We start from the raw sequence: 20,460 nt of genomic DNA on the forward strand, positions 1-20,460 counted from the left end.
CCCGCCCCCACGGCCTGCGGCCGGGCCCGAACCGTCAGCGGTTCGGGCCCGGCCCTGCTTCAGCGCACCGGAGCCGTTACCAGGTGGCGCCACCCGGCTGGCGGGTGGTGGCGTTGATCCGGTTGAAGAAGTTGGTCAGGCTGATCCAGAGGACCAGCGAGGCCAGCTGCTTCTCATCGAAGTGCGCCGCCGCCGCGTTCCAGACGTCGTCCGGGACGACGGCCCGGTCGGCGAGCCGGGTCACGTGCTCGGCCAGCTCCAGCGCGGCCCGCTCGGCGTCGGAGAAGTACGGCGCCTCTCGCCAGGCGGCGACGGCGTGCAGGCGCTCGTCGGTCTCGCCGCCCTTCTTGGCGCTCGCTATGCCGCCGATCACGCAGTAGCTGCAGCCGTTGATCTGACTGGCCCGCAGGTGCACCAGCTCCAGGATGCTCTCGGGCACGCCACCCTTCCGCGCCGCCTTGGCGACACTGAGGATCGCCGGCATCGCCTCGGGGATCACGACCGCCGGGTTGGCCATCCGCGCTTCGTTGCTCATGGGGTGCTCTCTTCCGTTCCGGATCTTGTTCCGTCACATCTCTGACGCGGCCCGGCGGAGTTTTGTGACAGCCCGGGGAAGATTTATTTTGCGAGGTCGTCGAACGCCCCGGACTTGGCGCGGCGTATGAGGGCACGAAGCCGGTCCGGCGTGGTGGTGAGGATGGCGTCCGGCTCGTCGCTCTCCCGGATCCTGATGCCACCGTCGAGGGCCGTCGCGAGGTAGATGCAGTTGGCGGCGTCGCCGCTGAAGGAGGACTTCTGCCAGTCGTGGACAAGCATGGTTGTTCCCGTCTCAGATGCTCTGGGCGATACGGCGGATGAGATCACGGGAAGCGTCGGGCTTGAGCGCGCTCGCCTCCAACCGATCCATCACAGCTCGATATTTGATCAGCTGCGGCTCGGTGTCGATGAACTCGGACCTGTCCCCATCCACCTGGACACTGTCCAACCGTGCGACGTCGGCGACGAAGTACACGATCCCGGCACCTGAGCTGGGGTAGCTCCCGGTGCCGAACGGGATCACCCGCAAGTCGATGTGTGGGAACTCGCTCGCGGTCAACAGGTACTCCAGCTGAGCACGGGCCACGTCCGGACCGCCGAACCCGATCCGCAAGGCAGCCTCGTGCACGATGGCCGACAGCGGAATCGGCCGCTCGCGATAGAGCACGGCTTGCCGCTTGATGCGATGCGAGACCAGGTGCTCCACCTCGGGTGGCGACAAGGGCGGGACCACGTCACGGAAAAGCGCACGAGCATGCTCGGGCGTCTGGAGCAGACCAGGGATGTGCACGGCGGAGACGATCCGCATCGACCGTGCGTGGTGTTCGAGTTCCGCCAGGTCGAGCGCACCGGCCGGGAGGATCTCGCGGTACTCCTCCCACCAGCCCCGCGTGCGCCCACCGGTCATGCCGGTCAGCGCCTCGATCAGAGCCTCGTCCGCGCAGCCGTAGAGGCGTGCGAGGGCTCGTACGCGGTCCGCGCTCACCGGGTATCCGCCGGATTCGATGTTGCTGATACGGGACTGCTGGGTACCGTGCAGCTCTCCGGCCCGCGTGACCGACAGGCCCGCCTGCTCGCGCAACCGACGCAGCTCTGCGCCGAGTCGCCGCTGCCGGATGCTCGGCGGGACCTTGCTGGGCGGCATCCGCTGCTCCCTTCCCTCGCTCGCCACGGCCGGCGCGATTCACCCTTTGGAGTGGCAGCGCCATGGATTTCCTAGAGGCGGTGGACTACATACTACCGACTGGCTACTTTTGATCCTGCGTCAGGGCCGCACGCTGCCCTTTCCGGTGGCAGCTCCGCGTCCAACTCCCCCTCAGGCAGGAGACTTCCATGACCGCCGCATCCTCGCCAAACCCTCACTCGCTGTTCGACCAGGAGCTGTGCGGGCTCGTGCTCGACACCGCGCCCCGGCTGTTCGCCGTCGTCCAAGTCGACGGCGACGACGCCGACGGGTGGGTCGTCGCCTGGGGCCTCGCCAACGACGACGGGCCGACGCACCTCATCAGCCTCGACGGGCACACCCGCATGAACCTCGCCTCGCCGGAGCGCGCCGTCCGCCACTTCACCGGACGCCCGGGCATCACCGCCAGACTCGTCTGGCTCGCCCAACCGGGCACCGCCACCCTCGACGACCAGCCCCAGGCCGCCTGAACTCACACTTCCGCACCCTCCTACCGCCCACCCTCCCGGGCGGTCAGGACGGTCGGATCGCGAGATCGTCGAACGCCCCCTCCTTGACCCCGAGCAGGAACACCCGAAGCCGGTCCGGCGTGGTGGTCAGGATGGCGTCGGGCTCGTCACTCTCCCGGATCCTGACGCCACCATCGGGCGCCGCCGCGACATAGACGCAGTTGGCAGCCTGAGTGCAGTAACTGGACTTCTGCCAGCGGTAGACGACCATGACTGTTCCCCTCTCACACGCCCTCGGCGATACAACAGCGACAGAAAGCAGTTGCCGCACCCCCGTCCTACTGCTCGAATCGCCGCCGTGGAAACCTACCTGGACACGGAGCGGATGACGCTCCGCCGTTTCACCGGGGCGGACGTCGACGCCCTGGCCGCCTTGCACGGGCACCCCGATGTCATGCGGCACATCGACGACGGCCGGCCGGTACCCAGGGCCGTCGTCGAGAGGCAACAACTCCCCCGCATTCTCCGCGAGTACGACGAACTGCCGAGCGGCCGAGGCTGCTTCGCCGCATCGGAGAAGTCCTCCGGGGCGTTCCTCGGCTGGCTCTCCCTGCGGCCCGCGACCAGCGTCGGCCTGAGCGGCGGAACGGAGCTGGGATACCGGATCCTGCCGTCCGCCTGGGGCCTGGGCTACGCCACCGAAGGCGCGCGGGCGCTGGTGCACCACGCGTTCACCGAGCTGGCGGTGGACCGGATCGTGGCCACCACGATGACGGTCAACACTGCCTCAAGGCGGGTCATGGAGAAGGTCGGCTTGTCCCTGATCCGGACCTTCTTCGAGGAGTGGCCCGACCCGATCGAGGGAGCCGAGCACGGCGACGTGGAGTACGCGCTCACCCGCGAGACCTGGTTACAGCAGCACAGCGACCAGTAGCAGCCGAAGCCGCACATCAAAGATCTCGCTTCTTGTGGCGGTTCGTGGGCTTCAGTTATGCAGGGATACTGCTCTTGTGCTGTTGACATGGATCGCCGAGGTGGCGGACGAACCCCTGGAGCTGGCACCGGCCGACCGGCGGGTGGAGTGGGAGACCAATACCTGGTGGCTGAGTGCGGAGGTCGAGGACAGGAGGTCGCTGTCCGTTGCCGAGGTGTCGGCTGCCTTCGAGCGGACTGCGGCGGCCCTTCGGGTCCGGGTGCGCGACATGGGGTTTTCCGGCGTGGCGACGTTCTACGTGTGGCATGACGAGGTGGCCGGCCAGCTGGTGTGCTCGACCGGATCGGTGCCGCCGGAGGAACTGCCGTTCGGCGGTGCCTACGTGCCCACCCGCGACCTCGGACCGGTCGTCGAGGGCTTCCTGGCCGACGACAACCCGGGCGTCATCACACTCTCAGACCCGGACGAGACGCAGGAACCCTCGGAGTCGACCGGGGCCGATCCGGAGATCGCCCCTTTCCCCGTCTGGGTCAGCAGCGTCGGAACCACCTCACCGTGACGGTGCCCGCCCGACCGCACGGACGAGCCCACGGTGGCGGACCCGCTTGATCAGGTCCCGCGTCCGCCGGCCCCAGCCCTCCACACGCCATGGCGGATCCACCGCCAATTGACGGCACACGCTACGACCGGACCGCCGATCATGGACAGCATCCACAACGCCGCACTGGCTGGCGAATAGATGTAGTACTGCCATCGAGCCGGCAGCACCACCGGGAAGAGGTAGAGCGCAACCAGTGTCACCCAGGTCGCGATCCAAGTGATCACCAAGCGCGCCGCAACGTCCATGCGCCCCCCAGTCTTGAACTCGTCACGTCTGGACGGCAGCGGTCGCCCCAAGACCGCAGCTGATTTTGGTAGAACTCCCCTGCCGCCATATTTGAACGTGTTCAATATAGTACTGGGGCTCTCATGGGCAGTGCCAGGGGTTGTCGATGTGTTGTGCCAGGGGCGATGACGATCGCGCCCGGCGCGCCGCACGAAAACGAACAAATGCCCTCCGTTGGGGAAACGGAGGCATCATCGCAGCACGGCAGCGGCCGGCCAATCGTTTTCCGGGGCGGCCGATGCACAGCGCCCGTCACTGACTAACGTCGTCTTCCATGACGAGGACCACGCCCTCACGCCCGATCGATGTCGAAGTGCTCTTCCCGGAACTGGCCGCCTTCCGGGGCACGACGACGCGGCTCCACCCGCGGCCTGGCATCCCGCAGGAATTGGACAGCTCGGTGGGTGGTCCGATGCTGTGGCCGGTGGACGAGCCGTGGCCGACGTGCGGTGAGGCGCACGGCCGGGGGCGGGGGCGGCGACCGGGCGACATCCACCGCTACCGGCAGGTGCTGGCCGCCGCGTGGGCCCGAAACCCGGCCACCGGCCCGACGGAGGAGGAGCGGGAGCTGCTGGAGGAGCTGCACCGGGAGCACCGGATCCCCGGCGCATCGGAGACGGATCCGCTACCGATGATCGGCCTCGCTCAGCTGTACCGACGGGATCTCCCCGACCTCCCGGCCGGGCCGGGCGACTGCGACCTGCTCCAGGTGTTCTGGTGCCCTTTCAATGCCCACGGCCCGGGCCGGTGCGACCTGGAGCTTCACCTGCGCTGGCGGCGGTCGTCGGAGGTCGGCGAGGTGCTGGCACCACAGCCGCAACCTCTGGTCGTCGGATCGGACGGGTTCGTTCCCGAGCCCTGCGTCCTGCACCCGGAGCAGGTGGTCAGCTATCCGTTCGCCGGTCTCCTGCCCGAGGACCTGTGCGCCCGGATCGACGCCTGAGACGAGGCCCAGGAGGAGGAAGCCGAGCGGTCGACGGACGTGAACGCCGCCGAGCCGATCCGCTACCAGTACGACCTGTCCATCCCGCCCGGCTGGCGCGTCGGCGGCTTCGCCTCCTGGCACGCCACCGACCCGTACCCCATGGACTGTCAGACCTGTAGGACGCCGATGCGCCTTCTGCTGACCATCGACAGCTCGGAGTGGGACGGCGGCAGCGGCAGCTGGAAGCCGCGGGAAGACCGAGACCTGCCCACCCACCGGTGCGCCACCCCCACCGACGTCACCGTGGGCCGATTCGGCGAACTCAATGTCTTCGCCTGCCCCACCGATCCCGACCATCCGCACCGCTGGAGCATCCAGTAGCTCGCGGGCGGCGGCCCCGCGCCTGGTCCGGCACTCCGCGCGCCCTCCCGTCGACTTACCAGGACGGCCAGGATGGTCGGGTCGCCGATCCCCTGCACGGAGGGAGCGCCCCATGGGCAAGCGGGAGAAGGACACGCCGTTGGGCAAGGGCAAGGAGCCACCGGGGAACGCGGACGGGCAGGTCCCGAAGCCGGATCCCAGCAGCGACGGCAAGCACCGGAAGCCCAAGAAGGACTGAGCGCGTGGATCTGGCGAAGCGGCGGGCGGTGCTCGACGAGGCGATGGAAGCGCGGGGCGACTGGCCCGAGCGGGCGCCGTGGTTGCGGGAGGCCGTCGGCGCGCTGCCCCGGGACGGGTTCGCGCTGCGGGTGGCGCTGCCGGACGCGCTGATCGCCACCGGCCGGGACGAGGACGGCGTGAACGCCTGGGTGCACGACGGCGTCGCCTCGTGGGCGTCGTTCTCCGCCGTGGGCGACGGAACTGCCGTGCTCCACCAGGGCGGTGAGCGCCTGCTCGGCGACGAGCTCCTGCACGCCTGGACGCAGTGGGAGGAGCTGGGACGGCCGGAACCGTACGACTACGGCGTCACCGTCACCGAGGACCGGCAGTTCGCGTGGCTGAACAACCAGGCGACCGGGCCTCGTTGGCCGATTCACGAACCTGCGGTGGTCAACAGGGGCGGTCCGGGGATTCGGCGCCGCTGACAACCGCGGTGGCGGTCAGGGCCACCAGGTTCCGGGTCCAGCAGTCCGACTCCTTGGTCGCGACCTCCGCACCGCAGGCTGCGCAGACGAGGTTGGGGCCGTCCTGTCCGTCGAGCCCGCAGCAGCCGTTGCGTCGCCCGGCGTCCGGATGTGGGGCCGTCCCTGGTACGTCGTCGGGGTGGAGGATGAAAAGGCCGCCGTCATCGCTAATCGCATAGGTACCCCGGGCCATCCGCGGCGCGGGGGTCCGATGACCGGACCGCGCCTCGGTGTCCCGCGAGGGTCGTGCCCTCCTGAGGTCCCCGGTGAGCGGATGTCGGCAGTTCATGCAGGTGAAGAGAGTCATCGGGACATTGTGCCGGTCGGCGGCGAGGAAGCGGTCGCCGGCGACGACGGCCGCCGCGAACCGTTCCGGGGTGATCGACAGCACGTGGGCGGGGACGGACAGGCAGAACCAGGAACACTGACTGATCGTTCCAGGCCCGACGCCCCAAGGATGCCCGGCCCCGGGCGGACGCGCCCGGAACCCGGGGTCGGGCAGGTCACGGACGGCGCCCGGCCGGCGGGGGTGGGGCCCCGACGGCCGGGCGCGCGGACTCAGTTGAGCGGACCGCAGGAGTGGGTCTGGCGGGTGCCGTTGTACCAGCGTTCGACGCACACCTGCATGTTGTGTCCCGGTCCGTCGTACCACCAGCCGGAGCCGGCGCCGTTCGAGCGCCAGACCTCCTGGCCGTTGTCGATCAGGATGAAGCGACACCAGTAGGGGTCGGTCGCCGAGGCCTGGATCGGGTTGGCCTCCATGAAGTCGTGCCACCCGGTGCTGGTCTGCTGGAGCTGGATCTCCTCAAGGGCCACGCAGGAGCCGCTGCCCACCGTGAAGTTGCCTTCCTGTGCGAAGGCCGGGTTGGCGCCCAGCGCGAGGATGGCGGCCGTGCCGAACACGGCAGCGAGGCCGATCCTGGTCTTCTTGCCGATGCCCATGCTTGTTCCCTCCGTAGTTTTCGGGCGCTCCGGCTTCCGGGAGCGCACCGACGACACGCTGCGAGACTTCATGACCTCTTTGCCTCGGCTCCCTCGCCGGACGCGCGGGGCCGATGGACCGAGCCTGACAGCGCTCACACGGGGTCGCACGGTGTTTCGGCGCGGCCCGAAACCGGCCGGTAGCATCAGGGGTCGCCATGGGCACGACACGGGGGGTCATGCGGTGCTACGCCTTCACTTCACTTTCGAGGACATGTCCAAAGTCACGCTCAACGACTCGCCACCACCGTTGAGCGAGGCGGTGCTGGCCCTGCAGGCGCTCTCCCGCACCGACCAGCGCTTACGCTTCGGACCATGGCGGGAAGGCCTGCGAGGGCGGATACCGGCCGCCGTCCGCCCGCTCCGCGACCTCGTACCGGCCCAGGGCTGGATCCCGGACTTCCTCACCCCGGTCCTCCGGGGCGCCCCGGGCGACACCGCCGCCGCCGTGGAGGCCGTCCGCGCCACCTCCAGACGCCGGCTCCGCACCGACCTCACCCGCCTCGGCACCACCACCCGCCTGCCTGGCTGGGCGCGCAACCTCGCGGACGGCGACAGCGACACCATGACCGCCGTCACCGACGCGCTGACCGCCTGGAACCGGATCGCCGTCACCCCGCACGAACCCCGCATCCAGGCCGCGCTGGACGCCGACATCGCCCACAAGAGCACTCTCCTGACCCACCACGGGGTCGACGCCCTGCTCCGCCAGGTGCATCCCGCCATCGCCTGGCAACCACCCGTCCTCACCGTGCCATCCCCGGCCGACGCGGACATCGACCTGGCCGGCCACGGCCTGGTGCTGGCCCCGATGCTGTTCTGCGGCCCCCTGCCCCGGGTGCGCCTCTGCGACGACACCGGCAGCCCGACCGTCGTGGCGTACCCGCTGCCCTTCGACCCCCAAAGCGCCCACCCACTCACCGCAGGCCGTCCCGACCGGCAGACCCGCAGCGCGGAAGCCCTCGGCAGACTCCTCGGCGGCACCCGGGCAGCCCTCCTGCGGACCATCGCCGCCGCTCCCGGACTCACCACCAGCGACCTCGCACACCGCGCCGACGTCGCCCTCGCCACCGCCTCCGAACACGCCACCGTGCTCCGCGAAACAGGACTGATCACCAGCCGACGCGACGGCAACCGCGTCCGCCACTACCCCACCACCACGACCGCGGCCCTCCTCCAAGCCCAGTGAGACGACGCAACACATGGGACAACCGGCCGCTGCGAGACGCAGGCACGACCGTTCCGCGCCATCGCGACGAGGATCGACAAGCTCGCCGACCACTGCGGAAAATGAGTTGCCGTCGGGTGGTGGTGTCGATCATCATCGCCCCCATGGACTTTTAACGGCTGCCACGTAGCACCAGTCAACTGTCGCGCGATCGACCTCCGAGCCTGACGACTCCCGGCTCCGAGGCGATGAGACGCGCCCTCGTGTGCATCCGTCGAATGCCAGGAGCCGCAGGCCGGTCCGGCCTGCGCGGGCTCCTGCCGAGTCCTGAAAGCAACCCATCTTCATGCATACCGTCCGCAAGGCCCACTGGGCCGTGCGTCAGTCCGCCCTGCCCACCGTCGTGCGCCCCTGCCCGGACTGCCCCGGCACGCGGCACCGCGCCTCGGGCAAGATCCGCGGCAACGCGAGTGGCAAGCTGCTCGACATATGGCTGCTCCTGAGCTGTACGAACTGCGACCGGACGTCCAAGGTGCCCGTCCACGAGCGCGCCCACGTCTCGTCGATCGAACCCGCCCGCCTGGTGGCGTACGAGACCAACGACCCCAGCGTGGTCCGCGAGTTGACGATGGACGCGTCGCTCGCCGCGAGGAGCGGCTACCGCCTCGACTGGGCCGGCACCTGGGAGCTGGAGGCGCGTACGCCCCTGCACGCCCTGGACGACCCGACCCCGCTCACCGTGCTGGTCGCCTTCGAGCTGCCCGCGTCGGTGCGCGTCGAGCGGCTGCTCATGCTCGGGCTCGGCCTCAGCCGCTCCGCGATCCGGCGCATGATCGGCGACGGACACATCCACCTGCCGCCGGCCCTGGGCACGAAGGCCCACCGAAACTTCGAGTTCGACGTCCGGCGCACCCACGAGGACCTCGCACAGCCCTTCGGGTCGGTCCCATCTCCGGAGATCCGGCCAATCCCTGGCTCGATCAGCCCCCTTGTGGGTGACCATGCGGTTGCATAGCGTGACCGACGCCCATAGTTCGGCTCCCAAGCACCTATGCGGAGGTGGCTTCGCCATGCCCGAAACCCCCCAGTACACCGAGCCCATCGAGCCCTCTCCCGGCGTCACCGCGGCGAACGTGAAGGCCGCGCAGGCCGTCCAAACCGCCGACGAGAAGTCCGGTCAGGACTTCGCCGACGCCTCGCGGTACCTGATCGCCCCGCCCGACGTCCCCGCCATCCGGTCGCGCAAGGACCCCGAGAGGATCGTCTGGGACTTCGCCGCCTACGACTTCCTCGACCCCGAGAGCGGAGAGCTGCCGACCGTCAACGGCAGTCTCCGCCGCCAGGGCCAGCTCACGGCCATCGCCGGGCTGTTCCAGGTGACCAGCTGTCGCGACTACCGGATCTACCAGGTGCGCGGCTACGACCTCTCCAACATGACGATCGTCGAGACCGACGAAGGCCTGATCGTCATCGACCCGCTGGCCTGCTACGAGACCGCGCAGGCCGCGCTGCAGCTGTTCCGGGAGAGGACGGAACTGACCAGGGAGCAGCGGCCCGTCAAGGCCGTCGTCTACACCCACTGTCACGTCGACCACTTCGGCGGCTCCCGCGGTCTCTTCGCCGAGCTGGGCGACCCGCTGGAGCCGGGCGTCCCGGTCGTCGCGCCCGAGGGCTTCCTGGAGCACGCGATCAGCGAGAACGTCTACGCGGGCCCGGCGATGGCGCGGCGCGCGCAGTACATGTACGCGGCGCAGCTGGACAAGGGCCCGACGGGCCAGGTCGGTTCGGGCCTGGGTGCGACGATCTCCACGGGTGAGGTGACGCTCGTCCCGCCGACCGAGTACATCGGCGGGTGGGCCCACCAGCCGGTCCCGAAGGACAAGTGGAGCAGCTCGTACGTCATCCCCTGGCGGCCGGGCCTCTACCAGCTGAAGCTGGCCGGCGCGCAGCTGGTGTTCCAGCTCACGCCGGGCACCGAGGCGCCGGCCGAGATGAACATCTACTTCCCCGCCGCCCGGACGCTGTGCCTCGCGGAGAACGCCACCCACACCATGCACAACATCCTCAGCTTGCGCGGCGCGCAGGTGCGGGACGCGCACGCGTGGTCGAAGTACCTGACCGAGGCGATCCAGACCTTCGGCAAGGAGACCGACGTCCTGTTCGCCTCCCACCACTGGCCGATGTGGCGCACCGAGGAGAGCAACGCCAACATCCTGGAGTTCCTCAACAAGCAGCGCGACATGTACGGCTACCTCAACGACCAGAGCCTGCGGCTGATCAACACCGGCCACACCGGCATCGAGATCGCCGAACAGCTCCAGGAGCTGCCGCCCGGCCTCAACGACCACTGGTACAACCGGGGTTACTACGGCTCGATGAGCCACAACACCAAGGCGGTCTACCAGCGGTACATGGGCTGGTACGACGGCAACCCGGCCGAGCTGCCTACGTGCAGGCGATGGGCGGCGCCGAGGCGGTGATCGCCGCCGCGCAGCAGGCGTACGACAGCGACACCCCGGACGGGTTCCGCTGGGCCGCCGAACTGCTCAACCACGTGATCTTCGGGGCCGACGCGGAGACCGGTGCCGACGGGCCGATCACCGGCGCGCAGGTGCTGCAGGCCAAGGAGCTCCAGGCCAAGGTCCTCACCCAGCTCGGCTACGGCAGCGAGAACGGCACCTGGCGCAACGCCTACCTCACCGGTGCCCAGGAGGTCCTGCACGGCCCGCAGCCGCTGATCCTCAGTCAGACCTCGGCCGACCTGATCCGCAGCACCACCCTGGAGCAGTACTTCTCCGCGCTCGCCCGGAACGTGGACGGGCCGACGGCCGCCGACCGGTACCGGGTGCCGATCGTCCTGGACTGGGTGTTCACGGACACCGGCGAGAAGTGCACCACGACCCTGCGCAACGGCGTGCTGGTCTTCGTCGCGGGCGGCGACCGCCTCGTCGAGAGGCCGGACGCGGTCATCACGCTCACCCGTGCGACGCTCGACCAGCTGGCCGAAACGCCCGGATTCCGGGAGAACTTCGACCAGGCGGTGGGCGACAAGCTGATCGCCCTGGAGGGCGAGCAGGCGCAGGAATCGGCCGACGCCGTCTTCGGCACGCTGACCCTGCCCAACCCGAGGTTCCCGATCGTCACCCCGCGCCGACGGGGCTGACGGGCGGGCGGCGACCCCGTGCACGACTCCGGGCCGGTTCCCTCTTCGCGAGGGGGCCGACCCGGGGCCGTACGCCGGAACGCCCCCGCGACACGCCACGCGCCCACCCGGTTCCGCACGGTCACCGACCGGGCCGGCGCCCCCTCGCCGCTACCGCCCGCACCGCCTCCGACACTCAACGAACAGGGGGGAAAAGGGCGGTGCCGCACCGCCAGAACGGAGAGACAATCGAAGCAAGGACGGGCCGGACCGCCCCGCGCGGCCCCGAGACCCGATGTGGTGCGCCCAGCGCCCAGCCCGTTCCCGTTCGCTTTCCCGTTCCCTTCCCCTGGCACCCGACGCACACTCCCCCACAGGGGTGAGACCCCATGAACACTCACGAGACCCACATCGCGCGCGCCGACCGCGAGGCCGCGAAACGGCTCGCCGCCACCGATTCCCCCTTCACCATCGAGGTCGAGTTCCTCGGCGGACTGAGCGAGACCCAGCGGAACGCCTTCAAGAAGGCCGCCGACCGCTGGGCCCGCGTCATCGTCGGCGACCTGCCCAACGTCGACATCGGGCGCGGCCGGATCGTCGACGACCTCCTCGTCCGCGCCAAGGGCGAGGTCATCGACGGCATCGGCACCACCCTGGGCGAGACCAGCATGGACCTGCTCCGCCCCCCTGGCTCCGGACCCACGGCGCTCCTCCCGGTGACCGCCACCATGTCCTTCGACACGGCCGACCTCGCCGCGATGGAGGCCGAGGGCATCCTCGTCGACGTCATCACCCACGAGATGGGACACGCCCTGGGCATCGGCGGCGAGATCTGGATGCGCAAGCGCCTCCTGCTCCACCCCGGCAGCAGCAACCCGGTCTTCGTCGGCCCGCAGGCCCAAGTGGAGTTCGCCGCCCTCGTGGACGGCGGCGCCCCCCGCCCCGTCCCCGTGGAGAACACCGGCGGTGCGGGTACCGCCGACGCCCACTGGCGCGAGACCGTCTTCGACAACGAGCTCATGACCGGCTTCGTCAACCGGTCCAAGAACCCGCTGAGCCGGGTGACCGCGGCCAGCCTCCAAGACATCGGCTACATCGTCGACTTGGACGCCGCCGACCCGTACGAGCTGCCGAACCACTTCGAACTCGCCGTCAGCGGACGAGTGCATGCCCGCACCGCTCCGATCGACCGCGGCGTCGTGATCCACAACGCCCCCGAGGTGATGCCCGCCGAACGCGTCCTGGCCGCCTGAACGACCCCCGCCACGGCGGACGACACCGCACCCCGCCGAGCGGTCGAGCGGTACACCGTTCGGCGAGACTCCAGCCGCCGACTCCTCCTCGGGCCACTGCCGATCGGGGTCGGCGGCGCAGGCGCGCCCGGCTACAGCGCGGGCAGCCGGTAATCGGGGTGCTGGGGACTGTCGCTCCTCCTACCAGTAGAGATGGATCCGCAGATCGGACGCCAGGTCTCCGGCGATGTACGACTCGAAGTCGCGGACGGCGGCGGCCACGCCCTGACCTGCCGCGGCATCGGACTTCTTCCCAAGTGCCTCGCCGGTCGGACAGGTACCGCATGACCTGCCCTCGCTCGCGCCACCACTCCCGGACGGCCTCCGGTCTCCAGTGTGAGTCGCCGTCACAGCCACTGGATACTTGGAAGAAGGTGGCCTACGTGGTCGCCGCGGATCCCGCGCTCACCGCTCTCGCCGGCGGCTGGGCCGCCCTGTCCCTCCCGCAGGGCAGGTTCGGGTGCTCCAGGTCGTGCGGCGATGGTGAGGTGAGGGGCCAGAACGGCGGCACCCCGCCATCGGCGCCAGCGGTCGGCGCGTCCGTCAGCCGCATCCTGCGGCGCACGCGGCCGTAGAAGTCGGTCAGCCCCAGGCGGGCCGCCCGCAGCCCAAGCAGACGAGTAGCCTTCCGGCGGAGCAGGCGGCCGCGACGACCCGGCCGTCGCGGGAGAACCTGTCCACGGCGCCAGCGCAGTGGTTCCTTGGTGGTCGCGTCCTGGAAGCAGTGGATGGAGCACCACTCGCCGGCCAGGGAGTGGCTCAGCCTCTGGGTGCTCCGCCAGCGGTGCCGGCCGAGAGTCCAGGTGCCCGGCCGCGACATCGGGCATGTGTCGAGGCCATGGAGTACGCCGCCGTGCCGCCCGGCGGCGCCGACCGCCCGGGCGACGGGTCCGCTCAGGAGGCGGTCTGCGGCCGCGTAGCCGGAGCGGCGCTTGGCAGGGCCGAGGTGGTTGCAGTCTCTGCCCGCCCCGCGAAGGCGGTACCCCGGCCAGGTACGCCCGCGCCTCGGTGCCCTCGACTCCGCCGAGCAGGAACGCCGCTACCTGGCCGAGAACCGCGCCGCCGCCTCCCTGCTCCGGCGCCTGATCCGCCCCCACGAGGTCGCCAACATGATCACGTATGTGGCCTCCGAACACTCCTCCGCCACCACCGGCCGCGCCCTCGGCGTCGACGGCGGCCTGCTGCCCACGATCATCCCCTGAGCCGGATGCCCGGCTGCTCACCGGGGGCAGTGGCCTCCCGGCACGCAGGGCGCGGCGCGAGGGCCGAGCGTGCGAGCGGCAGCCCGGGCCGGGCCCTACCCTCGCTTCGATCCGGAAGTCGAACGCGACGGCAGTGCGACCGACAGGACGAGGAGCGGCCGGAGCCGACCACCCGGGGCGGGCCGAACATTTGCATTACCCCGCGCATGCAACTATTGTCTTCACATGTAAGGCGCTTCTGCACTTAATGGAACGCCTCGCCTCCGGCCCTGCGGGCAAGGCCGCGCCCCCTGATGCGACACCGCCGCGGTGCCGCCGATCCTCATCGGGCAACCCGCCACCCCCGTACCGGGGCTGCCGTCACCCCCCCTGGCACCAAAGATCGAAAAGGCACCACCATGTCCCTCAAGGAACTCCTCCCCGGCAAGCTCGGCTTCGGCACCGCCCCGCTCGGCAACATGTTCCGCGCGATCCCCGACGCCGAGGCCACCGCCACCGTCGAGGCCGCCTGGCAGCAGGGCGTCCGCTACTACGACACCGCCCCCTTCTACGGCGCCGGCCTCGCCGAGGAGCGCCTCGGCGAAGTCCTCTCCACCAAGCCCCGCGACGAATACGTGCTCTCCACCAAGGTCGGCCGCGTCATCCTCGACGAGCACGAGACGGACATCCCCGACTTCGGCGAGAAGGGCGGCCTGTTCGAACACGGCAACCCCAACAAGGTCGTCCACGACTGGACCGCCGACGCCACCGAACGCTCCATCGAGGACAGCCTCAAGCGCCTGCGCACCGACCGCCTCGACATCGTCTGGGTCCACGACATCGCCCAGGACTTCCACGGCGACCAGTGGCTGGCCAAGTTCGAGGAAGCCCGCACCGGCGCCTTCCGCGTCCTGTCCCGCCTGCGCGACGAGGGCGTCATCAAGGCCTGGGGCCTGGGCGTCAACAAGACCGAGCCGATCGAACTCACCCTCGCCCTCGACGAACCCCGCCCGGACGGCTTCCTCCTCGCCGGCCGCTACACCCTCCTCGACCACGACCACGCCCTCCAGCGCCTCCTCCCCATGGCCCAGGAACAGGGCCTCGGCATGGTCGTCGGCGGCCCCTACAGCTCCGGCATCCTCGCCGGCGGCACCCACTTCGAGTACCAGGAAGCCCCCGCGCACATCATCGAGCGCGTCACCCGCCTCAAGGACCTGACCACGCAGCACGGCGTGAGCATCAAGGCCGCAGCCCTGCAGTTCTCCCTCGCCCACCCGGTCACCACCGCCGTCGTCGCCGGCGCCACCAAGCCCAGCCGCATCACCGAGGACCAGGCCGCGCTCACCGAGACCGTCCCCACCGCGTTCTGGCACGACCTGCGCGCCGCCGGCCTCGTCAGCCCCGCCGCCCCCCTGCCGCACGACGCCTGAACACCCCCCGACCAGACACGACCCGATCCGACAGGAAATCCGATCATGGCCTCCACCTCCGTCAGCCGCATCGTCCCCGGGACCCCCGACGAGGTGTGGAACCTCATCGGCGGCTTCGACTCCCTCCCCGACTGGCTGCCCTACATCCCGGAAAGCACCGCCCTCGAAGGCGGCCGCGTCCGCCGACTGCGCAACCCCGAGGGCGAGGTCATCATCGAACGCCTCGTCGCCTTCAACGAGACCGAGCGGCAGTACAGCTACGCCATCCTCCAGGCCCCGTTCCCCGTCAACGGCTACGTCTCCACCATCCGCGTCCACGCCGTCCCCGGCCGCGACGACGCCGCCGAGGTCCAGTGGTCCGGCCGCTTCAACCCCGACGGTGCCACCGAGGACGAGGCCATCGACCTCTTCCGCGGCATCTACGCCGACGGCCTCGACGCGCTCCACGCGACCCTCGCGGCCTGAGGTCCGTTCCTCCCGGAAGCCCGGGTACGCCTACCGCGTACCCGGGCTTCCGGCTTGGCGGCGGCCCGGGGGAGACGTCGGGTGCAGCAGCGGCGGCTACCCGGCGGTCCGACCGTCGAGCGCCCGGTCGAGGCGGTCCGGGAGGGTGGACCACGGCCGGCAGTCGACCACCGGGAGCGCGTGCCGACGGGCCTCGGTGGCGAGCCAGTGCGAGTAGCGCGCGCTGACCTCGGCCCGGGCCGTCTGCACGCCGCTCTCGGGTTCGCGCGCTGCGTAGTTGGCGGTGATCCGGTCGGCGTCCCCCTCGTGCAGGAAGAGCACCCGGACGTCGCGGCCGGCCTCCCGCCCCAGCGCCACGGCGCGGGCGCAGACGGCGGGGGTGAGGTAGTCACCCTCCACCAGGGCGGGCACGGGGACGGTCAGCCGGTTGCGCACCACGCCGAGCACGGCGGGCTCCAGCGCCTCGGCGGTGGCGATCTGCCGCTCCAGCACGAGCTCGGGCGGCAGCGCGTCCGCCGCATCCCGGGTTGGGGTGTCCGGGTCGGCGTCGTCGTCGAAGAGGTGCAGCGCGGGGTGCTGCTCGGCGGTGGTGAGTTCCTGGACGGCGCCGACCACGTCGTCGAACTCCACCACGAAGGCGCCGGTCCCGGCCGCGATCCGGGCGGCGGCCAGGCTCTTGCCGACCCCTGACGCGCCGCCGAGCAGAACGAGGTCCCAGGTCCGTTTCGTCATCCGGCGACGCTATCGTGCGGGATCCGGCCGGATCATCCGGTTTTCGCCGCCGGATCGCCGTCCGGGTCGCCTGCGCCTTCGGTGCCCGGCGCCACGTGGTCGAGGCGCCGCTGCCACGTCGTCAGGAGCGTCTCCAGAGCGGCCGCCTCCGCGTGGTCGAGCAGGCCGAGCAGCCGGTGCTCGTTGCGCATGTGGGCGGTGAACGCCTCGTCGATCAGCCGGTGACCCGCGTCGGTGAGGGCGACGACCCGGCCGCGCCCGTCCGCCTCGCTGCGTCGGCGGGTGACCAGTCCGGCCCGCTCCAGCCGGTCGATCCGCTTGCTCATCGCCCCGGTGGTGACCATGGTGTGCGCGGCCAGTTCGCCGGGCGCCCGTTCGAACGGGGCGCCGGCCCGGCGCAGCGCGGCCAGCACGTCGAACTCGCCCTCGCCCAGCCCGTAGCGCCCGTAGACCAGGCAGAGCTCCTCGGTGAGCCGGTCCGCCAGCCGGTGCAGCCGGCCGATCACCGCCTGCGGGGACACGTCGAGGTCGGGGCGCTCGCGGCGCCATGCGGCCTGGATGAGGGCGACGTGGTCGGGTGCCGGTGCCGGTGCCGGCGCCGGCGCCGGGTTGGGCGTCGGGGCCGTTCCGGGCCGGGGGTGGCGGCTCTGCTCCATCCGTTCATCCTAGCTCGATGGCTTCCTGGGAAGTTATATTGTCTTCCATGGAAGCCAGTTTTCGGTGGGTGCTGCTGACCGCCGTAGCGCCGGTGGCCTGGGGGGCCAACTACTACGTCACCCGGGAGTTCCTCCCGCCGGACCGCCCGCTCTGGGGCGCCGCCCTGCGCGCGCTGCCGGCCGGCCTGCTCCTGCTCGCGCTGCGACCCCGGCGTCCGCGCGGGGCCTGGTGGTGGCGCTCGGCCGTGCTCGGGCTGCTCAACACGGCGGGCTTCTTCGTCCTGCTCTACGTCGCCTCCCAGTCGCTGGCCACCAGCGTCGCCGCCACCGTGATGGCGGCCTCGCCGCTGGCGATGCTGCTGCTCGCCTGGGCCCTGACGGCCGCCCGCCCCGCCCGCGCCCACCTGCTCGGCGCGCTGGTCGGCCTCGGCGGGGTCGGCCTGATGCTGCTGACCAGGGCCGAACCGGTCAGCCTGCCCGGACTGGCCGCCTCGGCCGCGGCGATGCTGGTCTCCTCGCTCGGCTACGTGCTCGCCGGCCGCTGGCGGGACGGCGCCGACGTGCTCGCCACCACTGCCTGGCAGCTGGTCGCGGGCGGACTGGTGCTGCTCCCGCTGGCGGCCGCGTTCGAGGGCACGCCCGTCGCCCCCACCGGCCGGGAACTGCTCGCCTTCGGCTACGTCGGGGTGGTCGCGACCGCGCTGGCCTTCGCCGCCTGGTTCGCCGGTCTGCGGCACCTGCCCGCCGGGACGGTCGGCCTGCTCGGGCTCCTCAATCCGCTGACCGGCGTCCTGCTCGGCACGGTCCTGGCGGGCGAGCGCCTCGGTCCGCTCCAGTTCGCGGGTCTCGCCCTGGTCCTCGCCGGTGTCGCCCTCGGCCGCCCGCGTTCGCGTACGGGTTCGGGGGCGCGTGTGGGACCGGAGGCGGGCGGAGGCGTGGGACGGCCCCGGCCCGGGGCCGCGTCCTCCGTGGGGCGGAGGGGCGGCACCGGGCCGGGGTCGGGGGACGGGGGTCAGGCGCCGGGCGGGGTCACGTAGCCGGAGATCTTCCAGTTCTTGACGCCGCCCTTGGCGGTGCGCGGGTCGATGTGGCGGTGGGTCACCTTGTCGCTGACGTTGCCCTCGACGGTGTCCAGGGTGCCGTCACGGTTCACCGAGACCACCACGCCCACGTGGCCGCCGCGCTCGTAGGCCGGGGGGCCGTAGACGACGAGGTCGCCGGGCTTGGGCGAGCCGGTGTGGAAGAGGTGGTGCTCCTGGCCCCACTTGCCGACTCCGCGTCCGAGCAGGGTGGTCGGGACGTTCTTCACCCCGGCGTGGCGCCAGGTCCACTCGGCGAACGCCGCGCACCAGGAGGTGTTGCGGCAGGTCTGGCCCTTTCCGGGGAGGTACTTCTGGCAGGCCGAGCTGCCTTGGGTGACTCCGATCTGGCCGCGCGCCGCCGCCACGATCCGGTCCCGCAGGGTGGCCGCCGCCGGCGCCGCCGCGCCCTCGCGCAGGGTGTCGGCGTCCGCGGCGGTCGCGCCGTCGGCGGCGGTGGAGGTGGAGGTGGCGGCGGGGGTAGCCGGGAGGGCGAGCGCTTCCGCCGCGCCGGTGGCGGTGAGCGCGGCCGCCGCCAGGACGGCGAGGGCGAGGGTGCGGCCCGTGCGCTGCTTGAGGGTGGCGAGGGTGGTGGGCGTGAGGGGGCGGGTCTGGTGCATCGGTGACTCCTTCGAGTGCATTCCCGGGCCCCGGGCGGCATGCGAATGCCCGGGTGGGGGTGGGGTTGGGATTCGCCGGGTGGCTTCACCGGCTGGTCATCAGCGTTGCACGGCCGGGCCGCCGACTCCTACGCTGCGCGGTCAGCTGGTTACTCATTCGTATGCGGTCGGGTATGCACGCGCTCTGAGCTGCGGATATGCACGGGCCGAAGGAGAGGGGAGCGGACTGATGCCGGACAGGGGAGTCACCGGACCGGTGGCGGAGGGTGTCGGGGCGGGGCCGTCGGCGCGGGTGGAGCTGGCGCGGACGCTGCGCGAGTGGCGGGCCCGGGCGGGCGAACTGCCGCAGAAGACGGTGGCCCGGCGGCTCGGCATCGCCCAGACCACGGTCTCCCGCTACGAGAGCCCGGACGGCCGGCACCCGGCGCCGGAGGCGGCGGTCCGCGCGCTCTGGTCCTGCTACCGGCTGCCGGAGGAAGACCTCGACCGGGCGCTCGCCCTGCGCACGCGGGTGGACGAGGAGCTGCGGACGGGAGCGACCTCCGTCGAAGCGCCGAGCGGGTCGGCTCCGGAGCTCGGGTCGGACGCTTCGGGTACCTCGGACGCTTCGGGTACCTCGGACGCCTCGGTCGCGGCTGCGGCAGAGACGGCGGAGGACGGGATCGGGCCGGCGACGGTCGGAGTGGCGGCGGCCGGGTCGGCGGGCCGGAGCCGGCACTGGGTCGCCTGGGCGGCGGGGGCGGCGGCGACGCTGGCCGGGGTGGTCGCGGGTGGACTGCTGGTCCACCACCTGCTCGTCCCGGCGGCGTCCGCCGGCGGGGCGGACGAGGCCCGCCCGCTCCCGCCCGCCGCCGCGCCCGTCCAGCCCGGGGCGGGCCCGGCGACGGGTGCGACGGCCACGGCCACCGCGTCCTGCCGGGCCGCCGCCTGCGTCCACACCGAGCCCAATGGCACCGTGTGCCAGAACGACGCCGTCACCACCGCCGAGGGCCGGGACTTCGGCGTCCACGTCGAACTGCGGTACAGCCCCGGCTGTCAGGCGGCCTGGGCGCGGATGTCCGGGAGCTCCCCGGGCGACCGCGTCCAGGTGTTCGGCGCCGAGGGCACCCCGCCCGACCAGGAGGAGTACCGCCAGCAGAGCGGACGCACCGCGCACACCCAGATGGTCCGGTCCACCGGCCCGACCGACGCCCGGGCCTGCGCGATCGTCGACGCCCGGGGCACCGTCTGCGCCACCGGGACCCCGACGGCGAGCCCGAGTGCGAGCGCCTCATCGTCCTGACAGTGGCGGGCGGCGGCCGCCCCGTCGTCGGGCGGGGCGGCGCGCTCGTCATCGACCGGTCTGCCGGTCTACCGGGCGGCGCCCGCGCCCGGGCCGAGGCGGACCAGGCGGCCGACGACGTCCGCCACCTGGTCGACCTCCTCCTCGGTGTTGTAGTAGTGCGGCGACAGCCGCAGGCACCAGTCCACCTCCTTGTCGCCGAAGTCGAACTGGGCGAACTCGCGGAAGCTCAGCGCCGAGTTCACGCCGCGCGCGTCCAGCGCCGCCTTGAACGGCTCGGCCTGCCAGCCCGCCACCGCCAGGGTCACCAGCGCGGCGGGCGCCGGGCCGCGGTCGAGCAGCCGGACGCCGGCGCTGGCCGCCCGGCTGCGCGAGCGGCTGGCCGAGCTGGCCG

General features: G+C 71.6%; 22 protein-coding genes and 3 pseudogenes. 15 read left to right on the forward strand and 10 right to left on the reverse strand.

All coding sequences use genetic code 11. The features are described 5' to 3' along the window. Positions 1-76: 76 nt before the first annotated feature. From AB0N76_RS21520 to AB0N76_RS21530, 3 genes are all read right to left on the reverse strand, one after another. Positions 77-535: a carboxymuconolactone decarboxylase family protein gene (locus AB0N76_RS21520; RefSeq protein ID WP_363559162.1), complete on the reverse strand. Its 459-nt coding sequence runs from the start codon at positions 533-535 to the stop codon at positions 77-79. Positions 536-618: 83 nt separating this feature from the next. Next, on the reverse strand, positions 619-816 hold the full coding sequence (locus tag AB0N76_RS21525; protein WP_363559164.1) for a DUF397 domain-containing protein: 198 nt from the start codon (positions 814-816) through the stop codon (positions 619-621). A 13-nt stretch (positions 817-829) separates the two neighbouring features. Next, positions 830-1,681 carry a helix-turn-helix transcriptional regulator gene (locus AB0N76_RS21530; RefSeq protein WP_363559166.1) on the reverse strand — a complete coding sequence of 284 codons (852 nt, stop codon included), beginning with the start codon at positions 1,679-1,681 and terminating at the stop codon, positions 830-832. A gap of 188 nt (positions 1,682-1,869) precedes the next feature. Here AB0N76_RS21530 and AB0N76_RS21535 point away from each other — a divergent pair, with 188 nt between their 5' ends. Then, entirely contained in the window at positions 1,870-2,190 is a 321-nt protein-coding gene (locus tag AB0N76_RS21535) for a hypothetical protein (protein ID WP_363559168.1), read from the forward strand. 43 nt (positions 2,191-2,233) lie between these two features. Here the strand turns inward: AB0N76_RS21535 and AB0N76_RS21540 are convergent, their stop codons facing one another. Continuing rightward, positions 2,234-2,440: a DUF397 domain-containing protein gene (locus AB0N76_RS21540; protein ID WP_363559170.1), complete on the reverse strand. Its 207-nt coding sequence runs from the start codon at positions 2,438-2,440 to the stop codon at positions 2,234-2,236. 87 nt (positions 2,441-2,527) lie between these two features. Here AB0N76_RS21540 and AB0N76_RS21545 point away from each other — a divergent pair, with 87 nt between their 5' ends. The 5 genes and pseudogenes from AB0N76_RS21545 to AB0N76_RS21565 all read left to right on the forward strand — a co-directional run bounded on the left by AB0N76_RS21545 (position 2,528) and on the right by AB0N76_RS21565 (position 5,999). Continuing rightward, the gene (locus AB0N76_RS21545; RefSeq protein ID WP_363559172.1) at positions 2,528-3,103 is read left to right on the forward strand and encodes a GNAT family N-acetyltransferase; all 576 of its coding nucleotides are present in this window, start codon (positions 2,528-2,530) and stop codon (positions 3,101-3,103) included. Between the two features lie 76 nt (positions 3,104-3,179). After that, positions 3,180-3,662: a hypothetical protein gene (locus AB0N76_RS21550; RefSeq protein ID WP_363559174.1), complete on the forward strand. Its 483-nt coding sequence runs from the start codon at positions 3,180-3,182 to the stop codon at positions 3,660-3,662. A gap of 601 nt (positions 3,663-4,263) precedes the next feature. Next, positions 4,264-5,295 (forward strand): annotated as a pseudogene (locus AB0N76_RS21555) (hypothetical protein). Between the two features lie 112 nt (positions 5,296-5,407). Beyond that, a complete protein-coding gene (locus tag AB0N76_RS21560; protein ID WP_363559176.1) occupies positions 5,408-5,533 on the forward strand; it encodes a hypothetical protein in 126 nt (41 codons plus the stop codon). A 4-nt stretch (positions 5,534-5,537) separates the two neighbouring features. After that, positions 5,538-5,999, forward strand: a complete 462-nt coding sequence (locus tag AB0N76_RS21565; protein ID WP_363559178.1) for a hypothetical protein — start codon at positions 5,538-5,540, stop codon at positions 5,997-5,999. Here AB0N76_RS21565 and AB0N76_RS21570 read toward each other — a convergent pair. Continuing rightward, positions 5,965-6,429 (reverse strand): hypothetical protein, encoded by a 465-nt coding sequence (locus AB0N76_RS21570; RefSeq protein ID WP_363559180.1) that lies wholly within the window; start codon positions 6,427-6,429, stop codon positions 5,965-5,967. The genes AB0N76_RS21565 and AB0N76_RS21570 overlap by 35 nt on opposite strands. A gap of 167 nt (positions 6,430-6,596) precedes the next feature. Beyond that, a complete protein-coding gene (locus AB0N76_RS21575; protein WP_363559182.1) occupies positions 6,597-6,980 on the reverse strand; it encodes a hypothetical protein in 384 nt (127 codons plus the stop codon). 253 nt (positions 6,981-7,233) lie between these two features. Here AB0N76_RS21575 and AB0N76_RS21580 point away from each other — a divergent pair, with 253 nt between their 5' ends. The 7 genes and pseudogenes from AB0N76_RS21580 (at position 7,234) to AB0N76_RS21610 (ending at position 15,697) form a co-directional block, all read left to right on the forward strand. Continuing rightward, positions 7,234-8,208: a helix-turn-helix domain-containing protein gene (locus AB0N76_RS21580; RefSeq protein ID WP_363559184.1), complete on the forward strand. Its 975-nt coding sequence runs from the start codon at positions 7,234-7,236 to the stop codon at positions 8,206-8,208. A gap of 325 nt (positions 8,209-8,533) precedes the next feature. Beyond that, positions 8,534-9,202 (forward strand): DUF1062 domain-containing protein, encoded by a 669-nt coding sequence (locus tag AB0N76_RS21585; RefSeq protein ID WP_363559186.1) that lies wholly within the window; start codon positions 8,534-8,536, stop codon positions 9,200-9,202. Between the two features lie 36 nt (positions 9,203-9,238). Continuing rightward, positions 9,239-11,347 (forward strand): annotated as a pseudogene (locus AB0N76_RS21590) (alkyl sulfatase dimerization domain-containing protein); the annotation flags it as partial. A gap of 371 nt (positions 11,348-11,718) precedes the next feature. Further along, entirely contained in the window at positions 11,719-12,582 is an 864-nt protein-coding gene (locus AB0N76_RS21595; protein ID WP_363559188.1) for a leishmanolysin-related zinc metalloendopeptidase, read from the forward strand. Between the two features lie 989 nt (positions 12,583-13,571). Further along, positions 13,572-13,823: an SDR family oxidoreductase gene (locus tag AB0N76_RS21600; protein ID WP_363559190.1), complete on the forward strand. Its 252-nt coding sequence runs from the start codon at positions 13,572-13,574 to the stop codon at positions 13,821-13,823. A 398-nt stretch (positions 13,824-14,221) separates the two neighbouring features. After that, positions 14,222-15,232 carry an aldo/keto reductase gene (locus AB0N76_RS21605; RefSeq protein ID WP_363559192.1) on the forward strand — a complete coding sequence of 337 codons (1,011 nt, stop codon included), beginning with the start codon at positions 14,222-14,224 and terminating at the stop codon, positions 15,230-15,232. 45 nt (positions 15,233-15,277) lie between these two features. Then, entirely contained in the window at positions 15,278-15,697 is a 420-nt protein-coding gene (locus AB0N76_RS21610; RefSeq protein WP_363559194.1) for an SRPBCC family protein, read from the forward strand. A gap of 96 nt (positions 15,698-15,793) precedes the next feature. On the opposite strand, the gene AB0N76_RS21615 is transcribed toward AB0N76_RS21610, so the two are convergent. Next, the gene (locus AB0N76_RS21615) at positions 15,794-16,429 is read right to left on the reverse strand and encodes an AAA family ATPase (protein ID WP_363559196.1); all 636 of its coding nucleotides are present in this window, start codon (positions 16,427-16,429) and stop codon (positions 15,794-15,796) included. 32 nt (positions 16,430-16,461) lie between these two features. Further along, positions 16,462-17,085, reverse strand: a complete 624-nt coding sequence (locus AB0N76_RS21620) for a MarR family transcriptional regulator (protein ID WP_363559198.1) — start codon at positions 17,083-17,085, stop codon at positions 16,462-16,464. Between the two features lie 47 nt (positions 17,086-17,132). On the opposite strand from AB0N76_RS21620, the gene AB0N76_RS21625 reads away from it, so the two are divergent. Further along, complete coding sequence (locus AB0N76_RS21625) at positions 17,133-18,122, forward strand: EamA family transporter (RefSeq protein WP_363559200.1); 990 nt, start codon at positions 17,133-17,135, stop codon at positions 18,120-18,122. Here AB0N76_RS21625 and AB0N76_RS21630 read toward each other — a convergent pair. Beyond that, positions 18,098-18,784 (reverse strand): CHAP domain-containing protein, encoded by a 687-nt coding sequence (locus tag AB0N76_RS21630; protein WP_363559202.1) that lies wholly within the window; start codon positions 18,782-18,784, stop codon positions 18,098-18,100. The genes AB0N76_RS21625 and AB0N76_RS21630 overlap by 25 nt on opposite strands. A gap of 229 nt (positions 18,785-19,013) precedes the next feature. On the opposite strand from AB0N76_RS21630, the gene AB0N76_RS21635 reads away from it, so the two are divergent. Beyond that, a complete protein-coding gene (locus AB0N76_RS21635; protein WP_363559204.1) occupies positions 19,014-20,066 on the forward strand; it encodes a DUF2690 domain-containing protein in 1,053 nt (350 codons plus the stop codon). Positions 20,067-20,134: 68 nt separating this feature from the next. Here the strand turns inward: AB0N76_RS21635 and AB0N76_RS21640 are convergent. Further along, a pseudogene (locus tag AB0N76_RS21640) lies at positions 20,135-20,460 on the reverse strand (aminotransferase); the annotation flags it as partial.

It is taken from the genome of Kitasatospora sp. NPDC093806 (assembly GCF_040683335.1).
Taxonomy (GTDB): Bacteria; Actinomycetota; Actinomycetes; order Streptomycetales; family Streptomycetaceae; genus Kitasatospora.